Source organism: Clostridium neuense, assembly GCF_045310695.1.
GTDB classification, from domain to species: Bacteria; Bacillota; Clostridia; order Clostridiales; family Clostridiaceae; genus Clostridium_S; species Clostridium_S neuense.
In genome coordinates this window covers 166,836-190,501 of record NZ_JBJIAA010000011.1, presented here as the reverse complement: position 1 = coordinate 190,501, position 23,666 = coordinate 166,836, and the positions used below count along the sequence as shown (strand labels likewise).

The 23,666-nt window shown below is 27.8% G+C and carries 23 protein-coding genes; all 23 read left to right on the top strand.

Annotated elements, in window-relative coordinates; translation table 11 throughout:
- The first annotated feature begins 8 nt into the window (after nt 1-8).
- Nucleotides 9-1,049 carry a glycosyltransferase gene (locus ACJDT4_RS14655; RefSeq protein ID WP_406788319.1) on the top strand — a complete coding sequence of 347 codons (1,041 nt, stop codon included), beginning with the start codon at nt 9-11 and terminating at the stop codon, nt 1,047-1,049.
- A gap of 17 nt (nt 1,050-1,066) precedes the next feature.
- Nucleotides 1,067-1,339 (top strand): radical SAM family protein, encoded by a 273-nt coding sequence (locus ACJDT4_RS14650; protein WP_406788318.1) that lies wholly within the window; start codon nt 1,067-1,069, stop codon nt 1,337-1,339.
- Complete coding sequence (locus ACJDT4_RS14645; RefSeq protein ID WP_406788317.1) at nt 1,327-2,394, top strand: radical SAM protein; 1,068 nt, start codon at nt 1,327-1,329, stop codon at nt 2,392-2,394. The genes ACJDT4_RS14650 and ACJDT4_RS14645 overlap by 13 nt, the downstream gene beginning before the upstream one ends.
- A gap of 119 nt (nt 2,395-2,513) precedes the next feature.
- The gene (locus ACJDT4_RS14640; RefSeq protein ID WP_406788316.1) at nt 2,514-2,924 is read left to right on the top strand and encodes a sugar 3,4-ketoisomerase; all 411 of its coding nucleotides are present in this window, start codon (nt 2,514-2,516) and stop codon (nt 2,922-2,924) included.
- Between the two features lie 251 nt (nt 2,925-3,175).
- Nucleotides 3,176-4,243, top strand: coding sequence for an ATP-grasp domain-containing protein (locus tag ACJDT4_RS14635; protein WP_406788315.1), 1,068 nt, complete (start codon nt 3,176-3,178; stop codon nt 4,241-4,243).
- 1 nt (nt 4,244) lies between these two features.
- Nucleotides 4,245-5,141: an NAD-dependent epimerase/dehydratase family protein gene (locus ACJDT4_RS14630; protein WP_406788314.1), complete on the top strand. Its 897-nt coding sequence runs from the start codon at nt 4,245-4,247 to the stop codon at nt 5,139-5,141.
- A 102-nt stretch (nt 5,142-5,243) separates the two neighbouring features.
- Nucleotides 5,244-5,861 (top strand): HAD family hydrolase, encoded by a 618-nt coding sequence (locus tag ACJDT4_RS14625; RefSeq protein ID WP_406788313.1) that lies wholly within the window; start codon nt 5,244-5,246, stop codon nt 5,859-5,861.
- 88 nt (nt 5,862-5,949) lie between these two features.
- The gene (locus tag ACJDT4_RS14620) at nt 5,950-7,056 is read left to right on the top strand and encodes a DegT/DnrJ/EryC1/StrS family aminotransferase (protein ID WP_406788312.1); all 1,107 of its coding nucleotides are present in this window, start codon (nt 5,950-5,952) and stop codon (nt 7,054-7,056) included.
- Between the two features lie 649 nt (nt 7,057-7,705).
- On the top strand, nt 7,706-9,868 hold the full coding sequence (locus tag ACJDT4_RS14615) for a glycosyltransferase (RefSeq protein ID WP_406788311.1): 2,163 nt from the start codon (nt 7,706-7,708) through the stop codon (nt 9,866-9,868).
- Entirely contained in the window at nt 9,861-10,535 is a 675-nt protein-coding gene (locus tag ACJDT4_RS14610; protein WP_406788310.1) for a glycosyltransferase family protein, read from the top strand. Before ACJDT4_RS14615 ends, ACJDT4_RS14610 begins: the two co-directional genes overlap by 8 nt.
- Before the next feature lie 724 nt (nt 10,536-11,259).
- The gene (rfbG, locus tag ACJDT4_RS14605) at nt 11,260-12,348 is read left to right on the top strand and encodes a CDP-glucose 4,6-dehydratase (RefSeq protein WP_406788309.1); all 1,089 of its coding nucleotides are present in this window, start codon (nt 11,260-11,262) and stop codon (nt 12,346-12,348) included.
- Nucleotides 12,349-12,367: 19 nt separating this feature from the next.
- Nucleotides 12,368-13,678, top strand: a complete 1,311-nt coding sequence (rfbH, locus tag ACJDT4_RS14600) for a lipopolysaccharide biosynthesis protein RfbH (RefSeq protein ID WP_406788308.1) — start codon at nt 12,368-12,370, stop codon at nt 13,676-13,678.
- A gap of 27 nt (nt 13,679-13,705) precedes the next feature.
- The gene (locus ACJDT4_RS14595) at nt 13,706-14,758 is read left to right on the top strand and encodes a glycosyltransferase (protein ID WP_406788307.1); all 1,053 of its coding nucleotides are present in this window, start codon (nt 13,706-13,708) and stop codon (nt 14,756-14,758) included.
- Nucleotides 14,759-14,916: 158 nt separating this feature from the next.
- Nucleotides 14,917-15,897, top strand: coding sequence for a glycosyltransferase family 2 protein (locus ACJDT4_RS14590; RefSeq protein WP_406788306.1), 981 nt, complete (start codon nt 14,917-14,919; stop codon nt 15,895-15,897).
- A gap of 131 nt (nt 15,898-16,028) precedes the next feature.
- Nucleotides 16,029-16,868: a flagellin N-terminal helical domain-containing protein gene (locus ACJDT4_RS14585; protein ID WP_406788305.1), complete on the top strand. Its 840-nt coding sequence runs from the start codon at nt 16,029-16,031 to the stop codon at nt 16,866-16,868.
- 106 nt (nt 16,869-16,974) lie between these two features.
- Nucleotides 16,975-17,646, top strand: a complete 672-nt coding sequence (locus ACJDT4_RS14580) for an HAD family hydrolase (protein WP_406788304.1) — start codon at nt 16,975-16,977, stop codon at nt 17,644-17,646.
- A gap of 11 nt (nt 17,647-17,657) precedes the next feature.
- Entirely contained in the window at nt 17,658-18,419 is a 762-nt protein-coding gene (locus ACJDT4_RS14575; protein ID WP_406788331.1) for a cytidylyltransferase domain-containing protein, read from the top strand.
- An 18-nt stretch (nt 18,420-18,437) separates the two neighbouring features.
- Complete coding sequence (locus tag ACJDT4_RS14570) at nt 18,438-19,394, top strand: ATP-grasp domain-containing protein (RefSeq protein ID WP_406788303.1); 957 nt, start codon at nt 18,438-18,440, stop codon at nt 19,392-19,394.
- Nucleotides 19,387-20,439, top strand: coding sequence for a pseudaminic acid synthase (gene pseI / locus ACJDT4_RS14565; protein ID WP_406788302.1), 1,053 nt, complete (start codon nt 19,387-19,389; stop codon nt 20,437-20,439). Before ACJDT4_RS14570 ends, pseI begins: the two co-directional genes overlap by 8 nt.
- A 24-nt stretch (nt 20,440-20,463) precedes the next feature.
- Nucleotides 20,464-21,456 carry a UDP-2,4-diacetamido-2,4,6-trideoxy-beta-L-altropyranose hydrolase gene (gene pseG, locus ACJDT4_RS14560; RefSeq protein ID WP_406788301.1) on the top strand — a complete coding sequence of 331 codons (993 nt, stop codon included), beginning with the start codon at nt 20,464-20,466 and terminating at the stop codon, nt 21,454-21,456.
- 70 nt (nt 21,457-21,526) lie between these two features.
- Nucleotides 21,527-21,715, top strand: a complete 189-nt coding sequence (locus tag ACJDT4_RS14555; protein ID WP_406788300.1) for a YjfB family protein — start codon at nt 21,527-21,529, stop codon at nt 21,713-21,715.
- 180 nt (nt 21,716-21,895) lie between these two features.
- Nucleotides 21,896-23,077 (top strand): glycosyltransferase family 4 protein, encoded by a 1,182-nt coding sequence (locus tag ACJDT4_RS14550; protein ID WP_406788299.1) that lies wholly within the window; start codon nt 21,896-21,898, stop codon nt 23,075-23,077.
- Between the two features lie 97 nt (nt 23,078-23,174).
- Nucleotides 23,175-23,633 (top strand): hypothetical protein, encoded by a 459-nt coding sequence (locus tag ACJDT4_RS14545; protein WP_406788298.1) that lies wholly within the window; start codon nt 23,175-23,177, stop codon nt 23,631-23,633.
- Nucleotides 23,634-23,666: the final 33 nt, after the last annotated feature.

The following is a 23,666-nucleotide window of genomic DNA, read 5'->3' as shown; positions in this document are numbered from 1 at the left end:
GAGTAATGATGAAAAATGATTTAGTAAGTGTAATCATTTTATCCTATAATAATTTAGAATATTATTCAGAATGTTTAGATTCTGTATTGTGCCAAAGTTATAGTAATATAGAGATTATAATTGTAGATGATGAAAGTAAAAAATTTGATAAAAATGTAATCGTTGATTATATTGAAAGAAATAAGAATAGCAATATTTTGAATTATAGTGTATACAGTAATGAAAGAAATATGGGAATCGTTAAGAATTTTAATACTGCAATAAAAAAAAGTAAAGGAAAATATATAGTTCCATTAGCTATTGATGATGTTTTAAATGATAAAGATGTAGTAAATGATGTTGTGAAATTTTTTGTTGAAAATAAATGTTTAATATGTACAGGATATTCAGATATTTATGATTCTGAGATGAAAAAATTGGTTGGAAAAAGACCAAGTGAATATGGCATTGAAATTCTTAAAAACTCTTCTCCAAGTGAGTTGTTTAGCATATTAAAAGGAGAAAATTTTATATCAGCTCCAGCTACAAATTATACTCGTGATTTTTTCGATGAATATGGATATTTTGATGAAGAATACAAATTGTTAGAAGATTGGCCTAAGATGCTATCTATATCGAAAAAAGGATGTAAGATAAAATATATTGATAGATGTATTGAAAAATATAGATTTGGTGGAATTAGTACAAATAAGTTTTTTAGTAGAAATATATTAGACTTAGATGTTAAAAAAATAATTAAAGAATTTGACGAATGTGTTAGTTTCGAAAATAAAAAGTTAGTAGTTTGGGGAACAGGTTATTGCTATAAAAAGTCTAAGGATAAATTAAAAGAATTTGATATAAGCTATGCTGTTGATTCTGATGTTGAAAAGCAGGGTATGCAATTTGATAATTTAAAAATATACAATCCAAGTAAATTATTGGATGAAAAAGCAGAAGAAATATTAATTATAGTATGTAGTTCACATTATTTAAGTATATCAAATTGGTTAAATAAAAATGGTTTTGCAATAGATAAAAATTATATATCTGTAAATGCTATTAAATGATTGAGGAGGATATTTTTATGGATGGCATAAAAGATTTAAAAGTAGCGCATTTTTATTTATATGATACTTGTAATTACAATTGCAGTTATTGTATAGCAAATCAAAGTGTAGATTGTAGGAAATCAAAATTTAGTAAAGTAGTGACACAAGAAGGTATGGAAAAAATATATAATTTTTTTAATGAAAGAGGTAGTTGGCATATAATTATAACAGGAGGAGAACCATCATTACATCCTTATTTTGTTGAATTTGTAAAAAAGTTGACGAAAAAAATTATGTGTCAATTGTAACAAATAATTCTATGGATAAAGAAAAACTTATTAAGTTTTGTAGCGAAATTAATCCAGAGAAGATTTTTGTGATTAATTGTTCTGTTCAAGAAATTTTAGATAAAAACCAGAAAAAAATGGACATGTTTTTAGATAATATAAAAATATTAAGGAAACACGGATTTAGAGCAATGGCTACATATGTTGGATCATGTGAAAGAATCAAATATTTAAAAAATTACTATGATATGTTTTTTGAAAATAAGATACCATTTCAGCTTCTAAGTTTAAAAGGAGTTGTAGATGGTAAGAGTTATCCAGAACAATACAGTGTGAGAGAAAAAACAATTCTTAAAAGATATGCAAATTCATCAATTGAACAATTTTTGTTGGAAAATGGTTCTGTTAAACCTACAGGAATGAGTTGTGAAGCGGGTTTTAGCAGAATATTTATAGATGGAGTAAGTGGTAATATATACAAATGTTCTAGGCGTGCTGGGGATGTAATTGGTAATATATATGAAAATAGATTAACCTTAAAAAAATGTGGAGAGACATGTTATGAGAGGGCTTGTAATTGTACTTCTGAATATCCTAACAAATTCTTGGAAGTTTATTATAAGGATATAGAAAATATTTTACAAAGGAATAATTATGATGAAAATTTGTATAAGGTAATAAAAAATAAGATAGATAATCCTAACTACTATAATTATTGGAACAAAACAAAGAGAGATAAGTTAGAGCAATTATTTGGTGAGTGTAATAACAAAACAATAGGCATATACGGTGCAGGAAATCATACTCAGAATCTTATAAATGAATATAGAAAGTTCTTTGGAGAAATAAATTTTAAAGTTTATATATTCGATTCTGATAAATCTAAACAGGGAAATATGTGCTGCGGTATTACAATTTTATCACCAGAAGATATTAGTAAATGTAATATTGAAAAAATGATAATATCAAGCTATGGATATCAAGATGGTATATATAAATATTTAACTAATATAGAAAATTACAATTTTGATATAGTTAAAATTTATAAGTCAGGTGAATCTAATATGTTTTCGTAATAATGTATGCAATTATTAAAAGCTAATTATTCTGATTTAATTTATAGAATTATAGAATATATTGGCACACTGGAAAATATTAAAATAAATGATTATGTGATGTAAAGGAAGTGGGTAATATGTATAATTGCAATTTAATGAAGTTTAAATGCATAAATGGTCAGTACGGAAAATTAGTACCAATTGAAGGAAATTTTGATGTGCCATTTCAGATTAAGAGAGTTTTTTATATTTATGGGGTTGATTCAAATGTTATTAGAGGGCATCATGCACTTAGAAAATCACATCAAATATTGATATGCTTAAAAGGATCAGTAAAAATAAGACTAAGAACACCAATTGATGAAGAAATAGTTGAATTATCTAATCCTGAAGAAGGCCTTTATATAGGAAAATTAATTTGGAGAGAAATGTTTGATTTTTCTGAGGATGCAGTTTTGTTTGTGCTTGCTTCAGAACATTTTGAAGAAGAAGATTATATAAGAAATTATGATTTTTATTTAAATGAGGCTAAAGATTTTTTTAGATAATTAAGTTTGATATTTAATTTGCAATTTTTATGAATAAAGTGAATTTGTGAACTATACACCATAAATTATGGTGTTACAATATTAAGCTAATATGCCTATATATAGTAAAGGCATTTTAACATTTTTGAGACTAAAGATTATAACTGTAGCAAGGACATACGGATAATAAGGGCTTAGCGATATGATTAGATTCGTTGAAAAATCAGCTGCAAAAAACTTTATATTATTAATTTATTTATGGAGGTAATAGTATGTATAAAATAATTATAGCAGGTGCTGGTGGAGCACCTTCAGAAAATGTAATTAAATCATTACTAGAAGACAATAAAAATGATGAAATCTTAGGAATAGGTAGTGAGCCATATGATTTAATGATGTCAAGTGCTAAAAGAAAATATCGAGTGCCATATGCTGTTGATAGGGAATATAAAAAGACTTTGATAAATATACTAAATATCGAAAAACCAGATTTAATACATTTTCAAAATGATGTTGAGATATTGGAAGCTTCTAAAATAAGAAAAGATATTTTAGAAACAGGAGTAAAATTGTTTATGCCAAAACATGAAGTTATAGAAAGATGCGTAGATAAAAGTAAGTCAGCGGAATTTTGGAGAAGGGGAGGTATTAAAATTCCAAAAACTTTGCTGGTAAATAATGAACAAGACTTAAAGGTTGCTTTTAATAAACTTGGTAATAAGAATGGTCAAATATGGATTAGATCTACTATAGGAGGCGGAGGTAAGGGTGCTTTACCGACGGATAATTTTAATTTTGCAAAACTTTGGATTGATAGATATAATGGATGGGGTAAATTTACAGCTGCACAGCTTCTGACACCTGAAACTGTTACTTGGCTTTCAATATGGTATGAAGGTGAACTTGTAGTTGCACAAACTAGAAGAAGAAGGTCATGGAATTTTGGTAATAGAACTTTGTCTGGGGTTACTGGAATTACTAGAGTTGGTGAAACTTATTCTGATGATATAGTTGATAAGGTTGCAATGGATTCAATATTAGCAGTTGATAGCAGGCCAAATGGTATATATGGTGTGGATATGGCTTATGATGATGAAGGATTTCCAAATCCAACTGAAATTAATATATCTAGATTTTTTACTACTGTATACTTTTTTACAAAGGCAGGCTTAAATATGCCAGCAATCTTTAAAAATATAGCTTTGTATAACGAATTTCCAAGTTTAACTAAAAAAATCAATCCATTGCAAGATGGACTATTATGGATTCGAGGTATGGATAGGGAACCAGTTTTAACCACTGATAATGAAGTATATAAAAGTATAAAGGTAGTTGATTAAAATGAATTTACTAATAACAGGATCATCAGGGTTTATTGGTAGCAATTTAATAAATGAATTGGAATTAATTAAGAAGCATTTTGATAATATATATCTTTTATCAAATAAGGAGATAGAAGGATATACCTGTATAAAATATGAAAATTATAATTTTAATAAGAAAATTTTTTCTCATATAAAAAGTATAGATGTAGTAATACATATAGGTGGGTACATACCCAAAATTAGTAGTGAAGGAAATGTAATTAGTTTGTGCAATTCAAATATTACAAGTACTTTTGATTTGATTGAAAGTTTACCAAATTTGCCAAGTAAATTTATTTTTATAAGTACAACAGATATTTATGAAAATAGTGAAGTGATTGATGAAAATTCTAAAATTAAACCAATAAGTTTGTATGCTTCTTCAAAGCTATATTGTGAAGAAATGCTGAAGGCTTGGGCAGAAGAAAAGAATGTATGCTTGCAAATATTAAGACTAGGTCATGTTTATGGAATTGGAGAATATAAATATAAAAAAATAATACCTATTATTATAAATAAAATAATTAAGAATGAAGTAATACAGCTTTATTCAAATGGTATGCAAAAAAGAGCATATATAAATGTAAAAGATTGCTGTAGATTAATTTTAAATAGTTTGAAATTGGAAAAATTTGTAGAACCTATTAATATAGTTTCTTCAACAAGTATTAGTATGATTGATTTAATTGAGTTGCTTTTTGAAATTTCTCTGAAAAAAGTTCCTATAAAAAGAATAAATGGATCTTCTGATTTGAGAAGTATTAACTATAATAATGAAAAAATGATTAAATATTTAGGTAAAGATACGATTTCTTTAAGTGAAGGATTAAAAGAAGAATATGACTGTTTTTTAAAATTGTTAAATAAAAATTAATATTATGGCGAATTTTTTACTGTAGAGTAGTATTTGAAATTTATAAAGGTTTTAGGAGATTTTTTGATAACACCAATTTTGTAAATAAGAGGTGCTATAGATATGATAAATGTTTTATTTATTGATTTAGATGGAACTATACTTGAAACTAAAGAAAGACATTATAAATGTTATAGAGATATTATTAAATCCAATGGTAAACCATTGAATAAGGATATTTATTGGCAACTAAAAAGAAAAAGAGTTGGGTTAGATATAATACTTAAGATGTCTAAGTATAAATATGATGAAAAGAACTTTTTAAAAGAGTGGAGTACAAAAATTGAAAATATTAATTGGCTAAAATATGATAGATTGAAGCCTGATATTGGTAAAACTTTGAGATATTTTACGGAGAATGATTTTAAAGTGATTTTAGTTACTATGAGACAAAATAAGGCTAATTTAATTGAGGAATTAACTAGATTCAATATAATAGAATGTTTTGATAAAATAGTTTGTTGTGAATTAAGGGAAGGATCTAAATATGATATGGTTAAGAATATTAAATATGATGATGCCTTTTTTATTGGAGATACAGAAGAAGACATAAATACAGCTAAATTATTAAATATAAAATCAATAGCAATATTGAATGGATTGAGAGAAAAGAAATTTTTACAAGAAGCAAATTATTTCTTTTATGAAGTAAAAGATATAACTGTTAATAAACTAATATAAGTAGAATAAGGATGATTTTAGATTCTAGAGTTATATCTAACTTGAAACTATAAGGGCTAATTAAAAATTTTTTGGGGGGTGGTTTGAAATGAATATACCATTTGTAAACTTTTCACCGATGCATGATGAAATTTCAAAAGAAATTGAAGATAAATTTAAAACTATATATAAAAATAATTGGTTTATACTTGGAAAAGAAGTTGAAAGTTTTGAAGATGAGTTTTCAGATTATTGTGGGGTAAAACATTGTATTGGATGTGGAAATGGTCTTGATTCGCTTCATTTAATGTTAAGAGCTGCTGGAATAGGAAAGGGAGATGAAGTAATAGTTCCATCAAATACATATATAGCAACAGTACTTGCAATATCGTATGTTGGTGCAAAGCCAGTTTTAGTTGAACCTAATATAAATACATATAATATAAATCCTGATTTGATAGAAGACTCAATAACTAGTAGGACAAAAGCCATAATGGTAGTACATCTATATGGACAAGTAGCTCAAATGGATAAGATAATGAAAGTAGCTGAAAAATATAATTTAATGGTATTTGAAGATTGTGCCCAAGCTCATGGTGCAAAATTTAAAGGCAAAGTAGTTGGTACTTTTGGAAAAGCATCAGGTTATAGTTTTTATCCTGGCAAAAATCTGGGGGCATTAGGTGATGCTGGAGCAGTATTAACCAATGATGATGATGTTTGTGAAAAGGTAAGAGCATTGAGAAACTATGGTTCAAATAAAAAATACTATAATGAATACCAAGGTTATAATTCAAGACTTGATGAACTTCAAGCGGGTTTTTTGAGTGTTAAATTAAATTATTTAGATAAATGGAATGAAGATAGGAAAAAAACTGCTAATATATATAGTAAAGGGATGGTGAATAATGAAATAGAAAAAGTACAGGTAATTGAAGGCTCAAATCCAATATGGCATATATATCCAATAAGATGTAAGAATCGTAACGGACTTCAACAATATTTAAAAGAAAATGGTGTTAATACGTTAATTCATTATCCAGTACCTATTCATTTGCAGAAAGCTTATGAAAACTTAGGGATAAAAAAAGGAGCTTTGCCTATTTCAGAAAAAATTGCAAATGAGGTATTAAGCTTACCAATCTGGTATGGAATGAAGCCTAATGAAATTGAATACGTAATTGATAAAGTTAATAAATGGAATAGAAAAGCATAAAAAAGATTTTGTTACTTTTCTTGATCATAGAAACTAGGTTGTTGTTTGCAGGAAGTATATTAAAACAACATGGTTATAAAGATATAATGTCAAGTTTTATAAAAAATACTGACTAGGTGATTGAAGAAACCTTTTTCTTAGTAGCTTATCATGCAATAACAGAAGAAAAATTAATATTGTAAAGAGTAACCCTAAAAAGTTAGCTTCACATCAAATATGTGAAGCTAACTTTTTAATACGCTTAATATTAAAAGTATAACTATAAATTTTATTAAAGACAAATAGTATTATTACGATAATAAAGCATAAAAATGTCGATATAAGTTGTTAAAATACAAAAAAAGATATAATATATTACTGCTAAAAAATAAAACAATATAAATGATTATAAAAATATGCAATGATATAAATTAAATGTGTGATGTAGATATGAAAGTTGTTGCAGGATGACGTGCAACAAGACTTAGTGAAGAATCTCATTTTAAGACATAATCCAATGATTGAAATAGGTGAGAGACAATTTTTATGCATGAGGGCTTAAATGATTTTAGAATATATTTGAAAAAATAATAAAATTGAGATATTGAATTATTTGGATAAATTGATTGCTAATAAGGATTTTAAAGGTTAATGGAGATGGGTGAAAATCATGAAAACAAGTATGGTAATACTTACATATAACAACTTAGAATATACAAAGCAGTGTATTGACAGCATTAGAAAATATACTGAATATGGGACGTATGAAATTATAGTAGTAGATAATGCTTCTTTGGATGGTACAGTGGAATGGTTAAAAGAACAGGAGGATATAAAAAAAGTATTTAATAATGAAAATCAAGGTTTCCCTAAAGGTTGTAATCAGGGAATTGAAATATCTACAGGAGAAAATATTTTGCTTTTAAATAATGATGTTATTGTTACTGTAAATTGGCTTTCCAATATGATTAAATGCCTTTATAGTTCGGAGGATATTGGGGCGGTTGGCGCAGTGTCTAATAGTGTAGCATATTGTCAACAAGTATCTGTAAATTACAATAATCTATATGGATTAAATAGGTTTGCTGAAAAATACAATATAAGCGATCCTTCTAAATGGGAAGAGAGAATTAGATTAATAGGATTTTGCATGCTTATAAAAAAGAAGGTATTAGATGAAGTAGGCTTACTAGATGAAAGATTTTCACATGAAAATTTTGAAGATGACGATTTATCTTTACGTATAAGAGAAAAAGGATATAAAAATGTACTGTGTAAGGATACATTTATACATCATTATGGAGGGGCATCTTTCGGTAAAAGTGATAAGTACAACAGTTTAATTGATATAAATGAAGAAAAATTTTATGAGAAATGGAAATTTAGAATTCAAGAGACAACGGCTATGAACTACAATTTAATTAGTCGTATAAAAGAAGATGAAAATAAAGAATTTAGTGTTTTAGATATAGGTTGCGGTTGTGGTGCAAATTTACTTGCAATTAAAAATAAGTATAAGAATGTAAAATTATTTGGAGTAGATAAAAATGAATATGCTCTTGAGCAAGCTAAAATAATAGCACAAACTTGTACATGTGATGCTGAAAGTTTTCAATTTAGTTTTGACGAGAACAAGTTTGATTATATAATAATGGATAATATATTAAATTTATTATGTAAACCGGAAAAATTTTTAAGAAAAATTAAAAGTTATTTAAAAGCTGATGGAAAACTTATAATAAGTGTTGCAAATGCAATGAATTATAGGTTTATATACAGCATTTTATATGGAGGAAAGTTATATAAAAATAATTTAACTTTTAATGTTATATATGATAAGCCAACTACGCTTTTTAATTATAATGAACTTAGTAGTGTTCTTTTAAATTGTGACTATAAAAGTTTGGATTTCAATAGGGTAGTAAGTGATTTTGCAAGTGGAGATGAAGCTTTCATTAATAAATTATGCGAACTTTTTGGAAAAGATAAAAAGGAACAGTATATGACATATGAGTATATCGTGGTTGCATGTAATAATCAAAATATAAATAAGTTAGATAGAGTAATAAAAAGTATAGAGGAAGAAGAAACATTTAAAGATGTTTCTGGAGACATAATAAATTTGATTAAAAATTTAAATGTCACATGTGAGGATATTATAAAATCTGTAAATGAAATTTCTAATAACAAAATTGAAGTCCTAAATTATGTGGCAAGTATAATGCTTTTAAATGAATTTTATGAATATATAATTCCACTTTTACAGAGAGCATTTGAAATTAATCCTAAGGATAAAGATACTATATATAATATAGGGTATGTTTTACACTTATTTAAAAATGATGAACTTGCAATGAAATACTTAGACATGCTAGAAGTGAAAAATGAGGAAACTGTAAATTTAGTTAATGAGATAAAGAGTAATATGAATAAGTTTGATGAGAATGAAGTGAAATTTCTTTTAAGAAGAATTGAAAATAACATTGAGGTAGAGCAAAGTAAAAATAAAGTCGTCGAAATGATGTTAAATGGAATTTTGAATTGTGATAGTATAATAAAAATTGTTTCTAAAGATATTATAAAAAAAGATGTCATATTAGATGAAATTGCTATTTTATGCTATAAAAACAAATTATATGAGGAAGTTATTCCTTTGCTTCAAAAATCATATGAAATTAATAATGCAAATATAGATACAATATATAACATAGGGTATATGTTACATAAATTTGGACAAGATGAAATTGCTCTAAAATACCTATCTCTTAAAGAAGATGAGGATATAGAAATTAAAAAATTAATCGAAATTATTAGAGGTGATATTAATGAGTGATAACAAAAAAATTTGTTTTATTTCTTGTGTAAATAATGATTTGTTTTATGAGGAGTGTTTGAAATACATTCAAAATTTAATTGTTCCAGATGGATATACTATAGATACAATATCCATAAAAGATGCAAAGAGCATGTGTGAAGGCTACAATGCAGCTATGTTCACTAGCGATGCAAAATATAAGGTTTATTTACATCAAGACACATTTATTATAAATAAAAATTTTATAAGTGATATTTTAGAGTTATTTAATAGTAATGAGCAAATAGGAATGTTAGGGGTTTGTGGGACTGAAACTATACCAACTAATGCTATTTGGTGGTACTCAGTACATAAGTATGGAAAGGTTTATGAAAATCATACTGGTGAGATGGAAATTTTAGCTTTCAATGAAGTTAATGAAAACTATCATAATGTAAAGACTTTAGATGGTTTGATTATGGTAACACAGTATGATTTGCCTTGGAGAGATGATATTTTTAATGGGTGGCATTTTTATGATATTTCTCAATGTACAGAATTTATTCTTGCAGGTTATGAAGTAGTTGTACCTAATCAAAATACTCCATGGTGTATTCATGACTGTGGGGTAGTTGAAACTAAAAACGGATTTAATGAATATAGAAATATTTATTTAGATGAATATTCTAAAAGGATATTTCCATAGCAAAGAAATATAACAATTCAATTACAAATGGAAAAATTGAAGAAATCTATTTAGGAGATAATAATTACTGATTAGTTCAAATACCATCAGGTATATTGAAGGATTTAAATGTGTAGGAAATGAAGAAGTAATAGTAGTAGAGCTTATAACTGTTGTTCATAAGCATGATGAAATGTTAAGAATGTATCCTCATGAAATGGATTTTATTGGAATGATAGCTTGAAAAAGGTATTAGTAACAGGTGCAAGTTGTTAAAAAGTTAAAATGTCTAGTGGTGACCAGCAACTTGCTTTTTTATATATAGAGGATACTTTAAAAGCTTTTTTACTTGCAGCACAATATGTATATAAAATGCCTTCACATACTGAAAAAATTTTTATGGCTTTGCCAAGTTAAATATATAATTTAAAAGAAGTAGTTAAAATTTTTGAAAGAGCTTTTAAATGCAAATTAAATGTTGATTAAGGAATAATTTTAAAGAGTTAATAAAAAGTAATACTGAAATTAATTCTTATTTAAGTTATAATTTATATGAAATAGAAAATGAAATACAAAAAGTATCTAATAATTTGGATATTGATACGATAATAAGATTAGATGAAAATACAGAGTTATATAACTATATTATTTAGATATAGACTGTATTAGGTTTTGGTATTTAAGTGAATAATTTCTTGTTTCTATAGTGTAAATTAAAAAATTGTGAAATAAGGTCGTGTACTTAATGATGTCGAATTTAGAAAATATATTCTTAAATAAACCTGTATTAATAACCGGTCATACGGGTTTTAAAGGTTCCTGGCTTTCAATTTGGTTAAAAGAACTAGGTGCGAATGTAATAGGCTATTCATTAGCTCCATATACAAAATATGATAATTTTAATATGTGTAGTTTAAGAAATAAAATTGTTGATATAAGAGGAGACATTAGAGATTCAGAAAAGCTTGAAGAAACCTTTAATACATATAAGCCAGAATTTGTGTTTCATCTTGCTGCGCAGCCAATTGTGAGAAGGTCCTATGAAAACCCAAAGGAAACCTATGAAACAAATGTGATGGGAACCCTTAATGTCCTTGAAGCAATAAAAAAATGTAATAGCACAAAAGTTGGAATAATGGTTACTACAGATAAGTGTTATGAAAACAAAGAACAATCTATAGGATATAAAGAAACCGATCCAATGGGTGGATATGATCCTTATAGTTCAAGTAAGGGTTGTGCAGAGTTATTAATATCTTCTTATAGAAATTCTTTTTTTAATTTAAAGGATTACTCAAAACATGGTAAGGCTATAGCTTCAGTTAGAGCAGGTAATGTTATAGGCGGGGGAGACTGGGCGCAAGATAGAATAGTTCCAGATTGCATAAGGGCAATTGAAAAATGTGATAATATAAATATTAGAAGTCCACATTCTATAAGACCATGGCAGTTTGTATTAGAACCTTTAAGTGGCTATATATTACTTGCAGCAAAATTGTATAATGAACCGCTGAAGTATTCTGGAGCCTGGAATTTTGGACCAAATGAAAGCCTGAATATTGAAGTAAAGGATGTAGTTAATCAAATTATAGAAAGCTATGGAAAAGGACAGTGGAAGGATGTTTCAAATGAGGAAAAGCCTCACGAAGCAAATTTGCTTATGCTTGACTGTAGTAAAGCAAAAGAGTTTTTAGGTTGGCAGCAGGCTTTAAATTTTGAAGAAACTATAGATATGACTGTTTCTTGGTATAAAAATTACGATAATAGCAATATGTATGAATTTTGCATAGAGCAAATAGAGGAGTATATCAAGAAACAGAAAGCTTTTGCTTAGAATGTGAGGATGTATATTTATGGAAGAAGAAAAATTAAGACAAGAGATATTAGATAGGGTTAAGGAGTTATACAAAGTTAGAAAACAAAAAGAGAAGTTTATCCCAGGAGAAACAAAAGTAAACTATGCAGGGCGTGTGTTTGATGAAAAAGAAATGGTAGCTGTGGTTGATACTGCACTTGATTTTTGGCTTACTTTAGGAAGCAAAGGAAAGCAGTTCTGCGAAGATTTTGCTGCTTATTTAGGAGTAAGGCATTGTCTCGTAACTAATTCGGGATCATCATCAAATTTGGCTGCAATTTCTGCACTATGCTCTAAATCAATAAAAAATCCTATGAAACCTGGAGATGAAGTTATTACTACTGCGATGACCTTTCCAACGACACTGAATCCTATAATACAAAATAGATTAATACCAGTATTTGTAGATATAGAAGAAGATACATATAATATAGATGCTTCTAAAATAGAAGAAGCTATAACTGAAAAAACTAGAGCTATTGTTTTTGCACATACCTTAGGAAATCCAGCAGAAATGGACAAAATAATGGCTATTGCTACAAGACATAACTTATATGTTGTTGAGGATACTTGTGATGCCTTAGATTCAAAGTATGATGGAAAACTCTGTGGAACCTTTGGAGATTTTTCTACCTATAGCTTTTATGCTGCACATCATATGACTATGGGCGAAGGTGGGACTGTATGTACAAATTCAACAGAATTATATAGAGCTGCTTTATCCATAAGAGATTGGGGAAGAGCATGCTTCTGTCAAACAGGAGAAGCAAATCCTAAGGGTGCTTGTGGTCACAGATTTGATTTTAAATTTGAAGGTCTTCCTGAAGGCTATGATCACAAGTATGTATATAATAATATAGGATATAATTTAAAGCCTCTGGATATACAATGTGCAATGGGAATAGAACAGCTTAAAAAGCTTCCGAAGTTTACGGAAAGAAGAAAGCATAATTTTAAAGTACTTTATGATTGCTTTAAAAATTATGAAGATAAATTTATTTTACCAAGATCTCTTCCAAAGGCAGATCCATCGTGGTTCGCCATACCAATAACAGTAAGAGAAGATGCAGGTTTTAGCAAAAAAGATTTTGTTACTTTTCTTGAGGATAGAAAAATAGAAACTAGAATGTTGTTTGCAGGTAATATATTAAAACAGCCTGGTTATAAAGATATAGAATACAGAATATCAGGTTCTATAAAAAATACTGATCAAGTACTTGAAAGAACTTTTTTCTTAGGAGTTTATCCTGGAATGACAGATGCAAAACTTGAATACATACAAAATGTCATACATGAGTTCTTTGCATAATACTAAAATGTAAAGGTGGAGATAAGTATGATATCTTTATGTATGATAGTAAGAAATGAAGAGCAGAATTTAGAAAACTGCTTAAAGAATATTAAAAATAAAATAGATGAAATAGTAATAGTTGATACAGGCTCTACAGATAAAACTATAGAAATTGCAAAAAAGTATACTGATAAAGTCTTTAAATTTAAATGGTGTGATGATTTTGCAGCAGCAAGGAATTATTCTGTAGAAAGAGCAAAAAATGATTGGATTTTAGTATTAGATGCAGATGAAGCAGTTGATTTTTTTAACAAAGAAGCTTTAGATAAATTTATAAATTTAAATGGGAAGCAGTTAGGTAGAATAAAGATCATAAATACTCTTGAAGATGCAGGTGGTAAAAAGCAGCTTACGGAGAGAGTAAGCAGAATTTTTAATAAGAAGTATTTTAAGTACTATGGTATGATACATGAGCAAATAGTTCCTATAAATGAAGTGAATTACAAAATTTCAGATGTTGATATAATAGTAAATCATATAGGATATGAGAAAGATGTTGTTAATAGCAAAGGTAAAATTGCAAGAAATAAAGAATTGCTGCAAAAAGCTATTTTAGAAAATCCAAGAGACAGTTACTTATACTATCAGTTAGGTAAGACTTTTTTTATGGCAAAGGATTATGAAAAGGCGGAGATGAACTTTGAAAATGCATTGAAGCTTGGGGTAAATGAAAAATATGAATATGCAGAAGATTTAATTGAAAGCTATGGATATACTTTAATTAATTTAAAAAAGTATAAGGAAGCTTTAGCCTTGGAAAAATATGAAGCTGCATATAAAAACATTGCTGATTTTAATTTTGTTATGGCACTTATTTATATGAATAATGCAAACTTTAAAGAAGCTGTAATGAAATTTGAACACTGTAAAACTAGTACGGAATGCAAAATTGAAGGTACAAATTCTTATTTAGCTGATTATAATATTGGTGTAATATACGAATGTCTTGGTTTTGCTGATGAAGCGGTAAAGCATTATAAGGCATGCAAAAATTATTCATTAGCATTGAATAGATTAAAATTGCTACATAAACTATAAAATTCATGATATACTTGATAATAAGTAATTAGTATTTATGAAAATTAAAGCTAATAAAAAACAATTCTTAAGCTGAGAATTGTTTTTTATTAATTTTAAGATTTTCTATGCCTGCGTAAGTAAATATTTATAGTTTGGCTTTAAGGAGAGAGATAAATTTGAAGTGTAAAGTATCTGTAATTGTTCCAGTTTATAATGCAGAGAAGTATTTAGAAGAAATGGTAGCTTCATTAGCTGCACAAACCTTAAAAGAAATAGAGTTGATTTTTGTTGATGATTGTTCTACTGATAATAGCTTAGAAATACTATATAAGTTTGAAAGAGAAAATTCAGATAGAGTAATTATTATTAAATTAGATAAAAATGAGGGCCCTGGAGGAGCAAGAAATATTGGTCTTGAATATGCATCAGGAGAATACATATCATTTGCTGATAGTGATGATTATGTTAAACCAGAAATGTATGAGTGTATGTACAAGAAAGCAGTGGAAGCTGATTATGATATGGTGGAATGTGGATATTTCAGTGAACGTAAAAATAGGAACATGATGCTTTGGAATAAAAGTATGGAAGGAGAGGTATCCTTTGATAATAGAGTTAGAATGTTTATAACATGCGGCTTTTTGGTTACCAAATTATATAAAAGAAGCACTATTATTGCTTCTCAAATTAAGTTTGTTCCTAAAATGAAGCTTGAAGATGTTGATTTTTTAAATAGATTATATTGTAGAATACAGAAAGTTGGAATAGTAGATAAAACACTATATTATTATCGTAATAATTCAGAGTCATTTTCTAATAAAAAAAATAAATCGAGTTATTTTGATATAAATAATACCTTTTGCAGAGAATATTTAAATAATATGAAAAAAGAAAGACTCTACAACATTTTAAGACCTGTTATTGAGTATGTAGTTATGGAAATATGGTTTGATACATTTAAGACATATGTAACTCAAAATCCTAAAATCGATGCAAATTCATTGAAACTAATAGACATGGAAATTAAACAGTATATTTTGGATTATGGACAAAATATTTTTTTTGTGGAGCAAGCAAAACACGATATTGTAAAAGAGGCTTTTTTATTAAATTGCTATGATACTAGAAAAGCAATTGTAATGCTAAAAAAGATTTAGATTTGCTGTGAAAGCTTTGAGTCTTTAATAATGAATATCAAGGTTAAACTTAATTTTAAGGTTCAAAGCTAAAGTGAAGTGAGGTATATACGATAATTTAAATAATAATTATTTTTTTGGAGTTGATTAAAATGATAGTAGGCCACAACATGGCATCTTTTAATATTTTTACAAAGTATAAGTCTGCCCTTGCTGCGCAAACAAAAGCAATGGCACATATATCATCTGGATTAAGGGTTAATGATGCAGGAGATGATCCTTATGCATTGGCAAGGAATGAAAATTTTAATATGCAGATTAGGAGTCTTCAGAGAGCTAATTCAAATTCTCAGGATGCTGTAAGTCTCATTCAAACTGTAGATAGTGCTTTGGATGGAATTACTTCAATACTTCAAAGAATTAAAGATTTAGCAGTTCAAAATTCTAATGGAACATATAATGTTGAAGATAGAGATGCTTCTCAATTAGAAGTGAGTAATCTCATAAATGAAGTTGATCATTTAGCTAAAAGTACTAATATGAATGATGTAAACTTGTTAACTAATCCAAGCGGAAGTTTTAAATGTATGGTTGGGGGCAATGTAGGAGAAAATATTGATATACCAACCTTTGATTTTCAGGCAGCTAGCATTAAGGATAAAGATGGAACTCCCTTGACTAGTGTAGATGTTACTACGCAAGATGGATGTAAAAAAGCTATGAATCTGGTAGATTCGGCATTGGATACTGTTGATAAAGCAAGAGGTACATATGGTGCTTTGCAAAATAGGTTAAATTCAACTATTTCAAATGTATCGGATATAAGTAGTGAAACTGAAGCTGGTGATAGCCAAATAATGGACGTAGATATAGCTTCTGAGATGATTGAGTACTCTAAAAATAGCATTATAGTTCAGGCAGGAACAGCAATGATGGCTCAGACAAATAAATTTCCACAACAGGTATTACAGATATTGCAAAATGTTAGATAATTTAAATTACTTGTGGTAAAATGAATAAAGATTTTAAGAATCTAAGTGAAGGAATAGTGTTAAAACAACTATTTTTTCACTTTTTTTACTAGGAGAAAGCATATAAATGATAAGATTAATTGTATTTGACTTGGATGATACATTGTACAATGAGTTTGAATTTGTGAAAAATGGATTTAAAGAAGTAGCAAAATACTTATCCAATAAATATGCAATTCATATTGATGAATTATATAAGAAAATGAGAGAACTTTTAAATAAATATGGTAGGGGGACAATTTTTGATAGGTTATGTGAAGAATATAGCTTCAATGAAGAAATAATGAATTTAGTTGAAATATATAGAAGTGCAGAAGGTAAACTTAAATTGTATGATGATAGTTATGAAGTCTTAAAAAAGTTGCAGTATAATTATAATTTGGGAATAATAACTGACGGAAAGTCATCAGTTCAGTGGAACAAAATAAAATCTTTAGATATAGAGAACTACTTTGACAAAATAATTGTAACAGATGATTTTGGTAGAGAGTATTGGAAACCACATGAATATTCATATAAAAAAATGTTGGAATATTTTAATTGTAAACCGCATGAAGCTGTATACATAGGTGATAATCCAGCTAAAGATTTTATCGGAGCAAGAAAGGTTGGGTTTTATACTGTAAGAATTATAAGAGAATGTGGTGACAACATGAAATTAAAGGAAGAGAAAGGTTATGAAGCTGATTTTACAATAAACAACCTAAACGAATTGATAAATATAATAAAAAATATTTAGAGGTGATTATTATAAAAGTTACGTGTATTGTTCAGGCAAGAATGGGCTCTGAAAGATTGCCTGGTAAGGTTCTAAAACCTATTCTTGGGAAACCCATGATTGTTAATGTACTAGATAGATTGAAAAAATCAAAATATATAGATGATATAATCTTAGCTACATCAATATCTGAAAAAGAAGAGGAACTCGTTAACACATGCAAGCAGTATGGATATAAGGTTTTTAGAGGTTCTGAAGGTGATGTGCTTGAAAGGTACAAAGAAGCAGCAGAAATATATAATAAAGATGAATATGGTATAATAATAAGGATTACAGGCGACTGCCCTTTGATTGATGCTGTTATAGTAGACAACGTAGTAACAAGTTTTATATGTAATAATTATGACTATATAAGGCTTGATGTTCCAGAAACTTTTATAAGGGGTTTTGATGTTGAAGTGTTTTCTAAAGTTGCACTTAATGAGGTTTACTGTGACGTTCATGAAAATTGCAAAGGCTTTTCTGAAGAAGAGACAAATATGTATAAGGAACATGTAACACTCTATATGTATAAGCATCCAGAAAAGTTTAAAATAGGCTATGTTAAGGGAAATGAGTTTTATAAAAAAAATTACAGATTATGTGTAGATACCGAAGATGATTTTAAACTAATTAGTAAAATATATAATAATTTTAAAGATGAGTTTGTATCATCAAAAGCTGTAATTAAATTTTTAGATAATAATAAGGAAATTGCTTCAATTAATTCTGAGGTGAAGCAAAAAGAGGTTTAAGCGAAATGAGGAGATAGCATGAATATACTTTTAACTGCTATAGGAAAGAGAGTACAGCTTATTAATTGGCTTAAAAATAGCTGCAAAGTTATTGGAACTGATATTTCAGAAATGGCACCTGCAGTTTATTTTGTAGATAAATTTTATAAAGTAAAGAAATTTCAAGAAGAAGGCTATATAAATCAAATTTTAAGCATATGTAAAAAGGAAAAAATAGATTTTCTTGTTCCTCTTTATGAAAAAGAATTTTTGATGCTTTGTGACTATAGAAAATATTTTGAGGACAATGGAACAAAATTAATTTTAAGTGACAAAAGCATCATTGAGGTTTGTAATGATAAATGGAAAACGTATGAATTCTTTAAAAAAAATAATATACAGTGTCCCAATACATATTTAAAAAGCAGTATACCTTATGATGTGAAATTTCCACTTATAATAAAGCCTTTTAATGGTATGGGAAGTCAAGGCGTATTTAAGATAAGAAATTCAAAAGAGCTTAACTTTTTTTTAGAATATATAGAAAGGCCAATAGTACAGGAGTTCATAGAAGGTACAGAATTTACAGTAGATGTGCTTTGCGATTTAAAGGGCAATGTTGTTTTTAAAGTTCCAAGAGAAAGGTTAGAAGTTAGAGCAGGCGAGGTTTCTAAAACTAGAACTGTTAAAAATAAAAAAATAGTAGCAAAAGTAAGTGAACTTTGTGAAAAGCTTAAAAGAATAGATAAAGGCGAAAAGCTTATTGGACCTTTGACTGTGCAGTGTATAATGGACGAAAAGGGCGATGTGTATTTTATAGAAATAAATCCTCGATTTGGGGGAGGAGTTCCTCTAACTTTTAAGGCTGGTGGTGACTATGGATTATATTTTAACAAAATGAATAAGGGAGAAGACATAAAACCACTTAAAAATTTTAAGGAAATTACGATGATTAGATATGACAAGGCAATATATTTAGGAGGTTCAAATGAATAAAATTGTAGATATAAATGGTATAAAAGTTGGTTGCAATCAAAAAACATTTATAATAGCTGAAATGTCTGCAAATCATAATCAGAACTTTGACAGGGCAGTGAAAATAATTAAGGCTGCTAAAAAGGCAGGAGCAGATGCTATAAAGCTTCAAACATATACTCCAGATACAATAACGCTGGATTCAGACAATGAATATTTTCAAATAAAGCAAGGTACAATATGGGATGGGACAACATTACATAAGCTTTATGAAACGGCTTATACTCCATGGGATTGGCAGCCAAAGCTAAAAAAGATAGCAGAGGATGAAGGATTAATTTGTTTTTCATCGCCTTTTGATAATAGTGCTGTAGATTTTTTAGAGGAAATGGATGTCCCAGCGTATAAAATAGCTTCCTTTGAGCTTACAGACATACCTTTTGTTGAGTATGTTGCATCAAAAGGAAAGCCTGTTATAATGTCAACTGGAATTGCTGAGATAGGAGAAATTTATGAAGCACTTGAAGCTTGCAGAAGAATGAATAATGATAATGTCATTTTGTTAAAATGCAGCAGCTCATATCCGACGCCTTTAGGAGATATTAACCTTAAAACGATTTCTAATATGAAAGATACCTTTAATTGCAGTGTGGGACTTTCAGATCATACAATGGGATATTCTGTTTCTGCGGCTGCAGTAGCCCTTGGAGCATCAGTTATAGAGAAGCATTTTACACTAAGCAGGAGTGATGGTGGGCCTGATTCTGCTTTTTCTATGGAACCTTCCGAATTCGCAGCAATGGTTAAAAGTATAAGGGAAATTGAAAAGGCGCTTGGAACTGTAACCTATGAGCTTACAGAAAAACAAAAAAATAGCAGACAGCATTCAAGATCCTTGTTTGTGGTAAAGGATATAAAAAAAGGTGAGGAATTTACAAATGAAAATGTTAAGAGCATACGACCAGCCTTTGGTCTTAAAACAAAATATATTAATGATGTTATTGGCAAGAAGGCAAGAACTAATATAGAAAAGGGAACTCCGTTGGATTGGGGATTAGTAGAATAATTGAAGGTTTAAGGGGAGATAATATTGAGAATTTTAGTTAGAGCTGATGGTGGAAATAGTATAGGCATGGGGCATATTATGCGAACGCTTACCCTTGCTAAAGAATTAAGAAAGTATTTTGATGTAGAATATGTATGTAGAGAGGGAAACGAATATTCTGAAGGTATACATAAGGTTCAAATTTTAGGTTTTAAAGTTAATATTTTAAAGGAAAATAACTTCTTGGACAATTTGATAAAGCTAAAGGGCGATATACTTTTAACGGATAGTTATGATGTAGATGAAGAATATTTTTTAAAAACTAAGAAGAAATTTAATAAAACTATATATATAGATGATATGGGATTATATTCTTTTAAAAATGTTGATATGCTTATAAATCAAAATATAAATGCTGATGATTTAAGCTACGATTTGACTTCTGAAACAAGATGTCTTTTAGGTTGTCAGTATACTATACTTAGGGATCAATTTATGAATTTGAAACCCAAATTTATAAAAAGAAAAATCAAAGATATAATGATTACTTGTGGTGGGGCAGATCCTTTTTTATTAACGCTTAAAATACTTTATTATGTGAAGGATGCAAAATATAGATTTCATGTTGCTATAGGCCCAGCTTTTAATGAAGACTATGTTAGTAAATTAAGAAGCTATGAAAGTTTTAATAACATGTTTTTTTACTACAATGCTGATATGAAAGCGGTAATGGAAAAATGTGATATGTGTATATCTACAGCAGGGACAACATTATATGAATTATGTGCAGTTGGAATTCCAGCACTTTCTATAGTAGTTGCGGAAAATCAAAGTAAGGTTTCAGATAAATTTAATTCACTTAAAATTATAAAAAGCCTTGGCTGGCACGATGATATAAACAAGGAGAAAATTTTAGAGGAAATAAGTCTATTGAATAAAAATTACAGTATGAGAAAAGAAATTTCACAGAAATCTAGCAGGCTTGTAGATGGAAAAGGAACTTTGAGGATAGTTGAAAAGATTTTGGATATGGTATAAATTAATTATTAAGGCATAATTAATTAAGACGATAATTAACTATAATACATATAATTGGAGGTGTTTTATTATGGATATAGCACTTTTATCAGCAGTTAGTAGTAATTATAGAGTTAATACTGCAGCAAGCATTGATGTGATGAAACTTGCATTAGATTCTTCTAATACAAATGGCGCTAACACTGTTGCTCTTTTAGATTCTGCAGCACCAGTAGCGTCTGATCCTAATTTAGGACAAAATATTGATGTAAGAGTTTAATAGATTAATTAAAATAGAAAGGTTTTTAAATCCTTTCTATTTTAATTTTATATAAATGATATTTTAGAAAATTCCAGCAGGTTTGTATATGGAAAATAAACTTTAAGGATAACTAAAAAAATCTTGAATATGGTGCAAATAAGTGTCAATATTTTTGAAAAAACCTCAAGGAGGAAAATTGTGAAAATATGCATTATAGCTACTGAAAACTATTTATATGATACTAGGATGTATTGGAAGGAAGCTATGTCCTTAAGAAATAAAGGATATAATGTAACTTGTATAGTAATGAGTGAAGATGGGGTAGAAGAACAAGGAGTTACAGATGAAGGCATAAAATATTTTAAGTTTATAAATAAAATTCAACCATATGTATGTAAGATGTTTTCTGATATATATAGTAAGTATACATTTACTAAAAATACTTTTAAAACAATATTAGAGTTTGCTTTAAGTGAAAAATATAATGTGTATCATTTAAATGGATTATATTCTTTATTTATGGTTAATGCAATTAAAAAGCATACAAATTCTAAAATAATATATGAGAGTAGAGAATTTTATCCTGATGCAATAAGAGATTATAATATAACATGTGGATTTAAAAGTATTGAAAAAAACGTATATTCTTATTATATGGATTTATGGGAAGTTTATAATGCAGGAAAGTGTGATTGTATAATAACAACAGATAAATTTATAAATGATAGATTTAAGTTAAAGTGTTCTAATAAGAATATTCATATAGTTTACAATTTTACTGATATAAAGCCAATAGATAAAGTTAATTGGAGTGAAAAAGTTTATGATATGATTTATTGTGGTGGAGTAACTAAAGTAAGAGGAATAATGCAACTTTTGCAATGTGTAAATATTGGAAGAAAGTATAAGAAAAATATAAAACTTTTAATTATAGGACCAACCGAACCTAGTTTAAAATGTGAGATGAATGCTTTTATAAATGATAATAATTTACAGAATAATGTGGAAGTACTAGGTAGGATAGATTTTAAAGAAGTGACTAAATACTTAGAGAAAAGCAAAATAGGGATGGTTACACTTTTACCAATTCCTAAATATAAAAAAAATGTTCCAATGAAGCAATTTGAATATATGGCTTATGGATTACCAATTGTAGGAAGCAAATTGCCACCTATTGAGGAGTTTACCGGAAAAAGTGAAGTAGGTATATTAGTTAATCCTTTGAATCCAGAAGAAATTTGGGAGGCTGTTTATACGATATTAAATGATAATGATATATATAAAAGATTTAGTGACAATGGAATAGATGCTGTAAGCAGAAAATTTAACTGGGATATTTCTGAGAAAGAGTTAATTGACATATATAATAAACTGCTATAAATTTTTATAGGAGGTATTTAATTGAAAAATATACTAATTATAAGGTCTGCAAACATGAATGTGATTGATAAACTAGTAAATTATATAATAAGTAAAAATGAAAAAGAAAAAATTATATTGCTTGATTCAAAAAAGTTCACTAGCTTCATTTAGTGGTAAATATAATTTTATAGAATGTATAGAAAACGATGATGGCTTTTTTAATTATAAAAAATTTAAAAATAACAAAAAATTATTAGAAAGAATAGTTAATATTTATTTTGATGAAATATATTTGCCGTCATCTACAGCAGATTTTAATGGTTTTGAAGACATACTTATGATAATATCAAAGATAAATGCTAATAGAAATATATTTTTTAGTTGTTGTGGTGAAACTTATTATAAAAAGATAAATTTTTATTTGTTGAATTTAGACAAATATTTTGGTGAAATCATATATTGTACTAGGTTGCTTCTTGATTTTATGCTTATTACTATAATATATGTTTTGAAATATATTTACTATTTTATTAAAAACAATACAAAGAACTTTTTTAGAAAAATGAATTTTTAATTAATATGTTTAATTTTACATAGGAAATAGTAA

Coding starts and splice junctions, on each gene's coding strand:
- ACJDT4_RS14655 (WP_406788319.1), top strand. CDS start 9: ATGAAAAATGATTTAGTAAGTGTAATCATTTTATCCTATAATAATTTA.
- ACJDT4_RS14650 (WP_406788318.1), top strand. CDS start 1,067: ATGGATGGCATAAAAGATTTAAAAGTAGCGCATTTTTATTTATATGAT.
- ACJDT4_RS14640 (WP_406788316.1), top strand. CDS start 2,514: ATGTATAATTGCAATTTAATGAAGTTTAAATGCATAAATGGTCAGTAC.
- ACJDT4_RS14635 (WP_406788315.1), top strand. CDS start 3,176: ATGTATAAAATAATTATAGCAGGTGCTGGTGGAGCACCTTCAGAAAAT.
- ACJDT4_RS14630 (WP_406788314.1), top strand. CDS start 4,245: ATGAATTTACTAATAACAGGATCATCAGGGTTTATTGGTAGCAATTTA.
- ACJDT4_RS14625 (WP_406788313.1), top strand. CDS start 5,244: ATGATAAATGTTTTATTTATTGATTTAGATGGAACTATACTTGAAACT.
- ACJDT4_RS14620 (WP_406788312.1), top strand. CDS start 5,950: ATGAATATACCATTTGTAAACTTTTCACCGATGCATGATGAAATTTCA.
- ACJDT4_RS14615 (WP_406788311.1), top strand. CDS start 7,706: ATGAAAACAAGTATGGTAATACTTACATATAACAACTTAGAATATACA.
- ACJDT4_RS14610 (WP_406788310.1), top strand. CDS start 9,861: ATGAGTGATAACAAAAAAATTTGTTTTATTTCTTGTGTAAATAATGAT.
- rfbG (WP_406788309.1), top strand. CDS start 11,260: ATGATGTCGAATTTAGAAAATATATTCTTAAATAAACCTGTATTAATA.
- rfbH (WP_406788308.1), top strand. CDS start 12,368: ATGGAAGAAGAAAAATTAAGACAAGAGATATTAGATAGGGTTAAGGAG.
- ACJDT4_RS14595 (WP_406788307.1), top strand. CDS start 13,706: ATGATATCTTTATGTATGATAGTAAGAAATGAAGAGCAGAATTTAGAA.
- ACJDT4_RS14585 (WP_406788305.1), top strand. CDS start 16,029: ATGATAGTAGGCCACAACATGGCATCTTTTAATATTTTTACAAAGTAT.
- ACJDT4_RS14580 (WP_406788304.1), top strand. CDS start 16,975: ATGATAAGATTAATTGTATTTGACTTGGATGATACATTGTACAATGAG.
- ACJDT4_RS14570 (WP_406788303.1), top strand. CDS start 18,438: ATGAATATACTTTTAACTGCTATAGGAAAGAGAGTACAGCTTATTAAT.
- pseI (WP_406788302.1), top strand. CDS start 19,387: ATGAATAAAATTGTAGATATAAATGGTATAAAAGTTGGTTGCAATCAA.
- ACJDT4_RS14555 (WP_406788300.1), top strand. CDS start 21,527: ATGGATATAGCACTTTTATCAGCAGTTAGTAGTAATTATAGAGTTAAT.
- ACJDT4_RS14545 (WP_406788298.1), top strand. CDS start 23,175: ATGAAAAAGAAAAAATTATATTGCTTGATTCAAAAAAGTTCACTAGCT.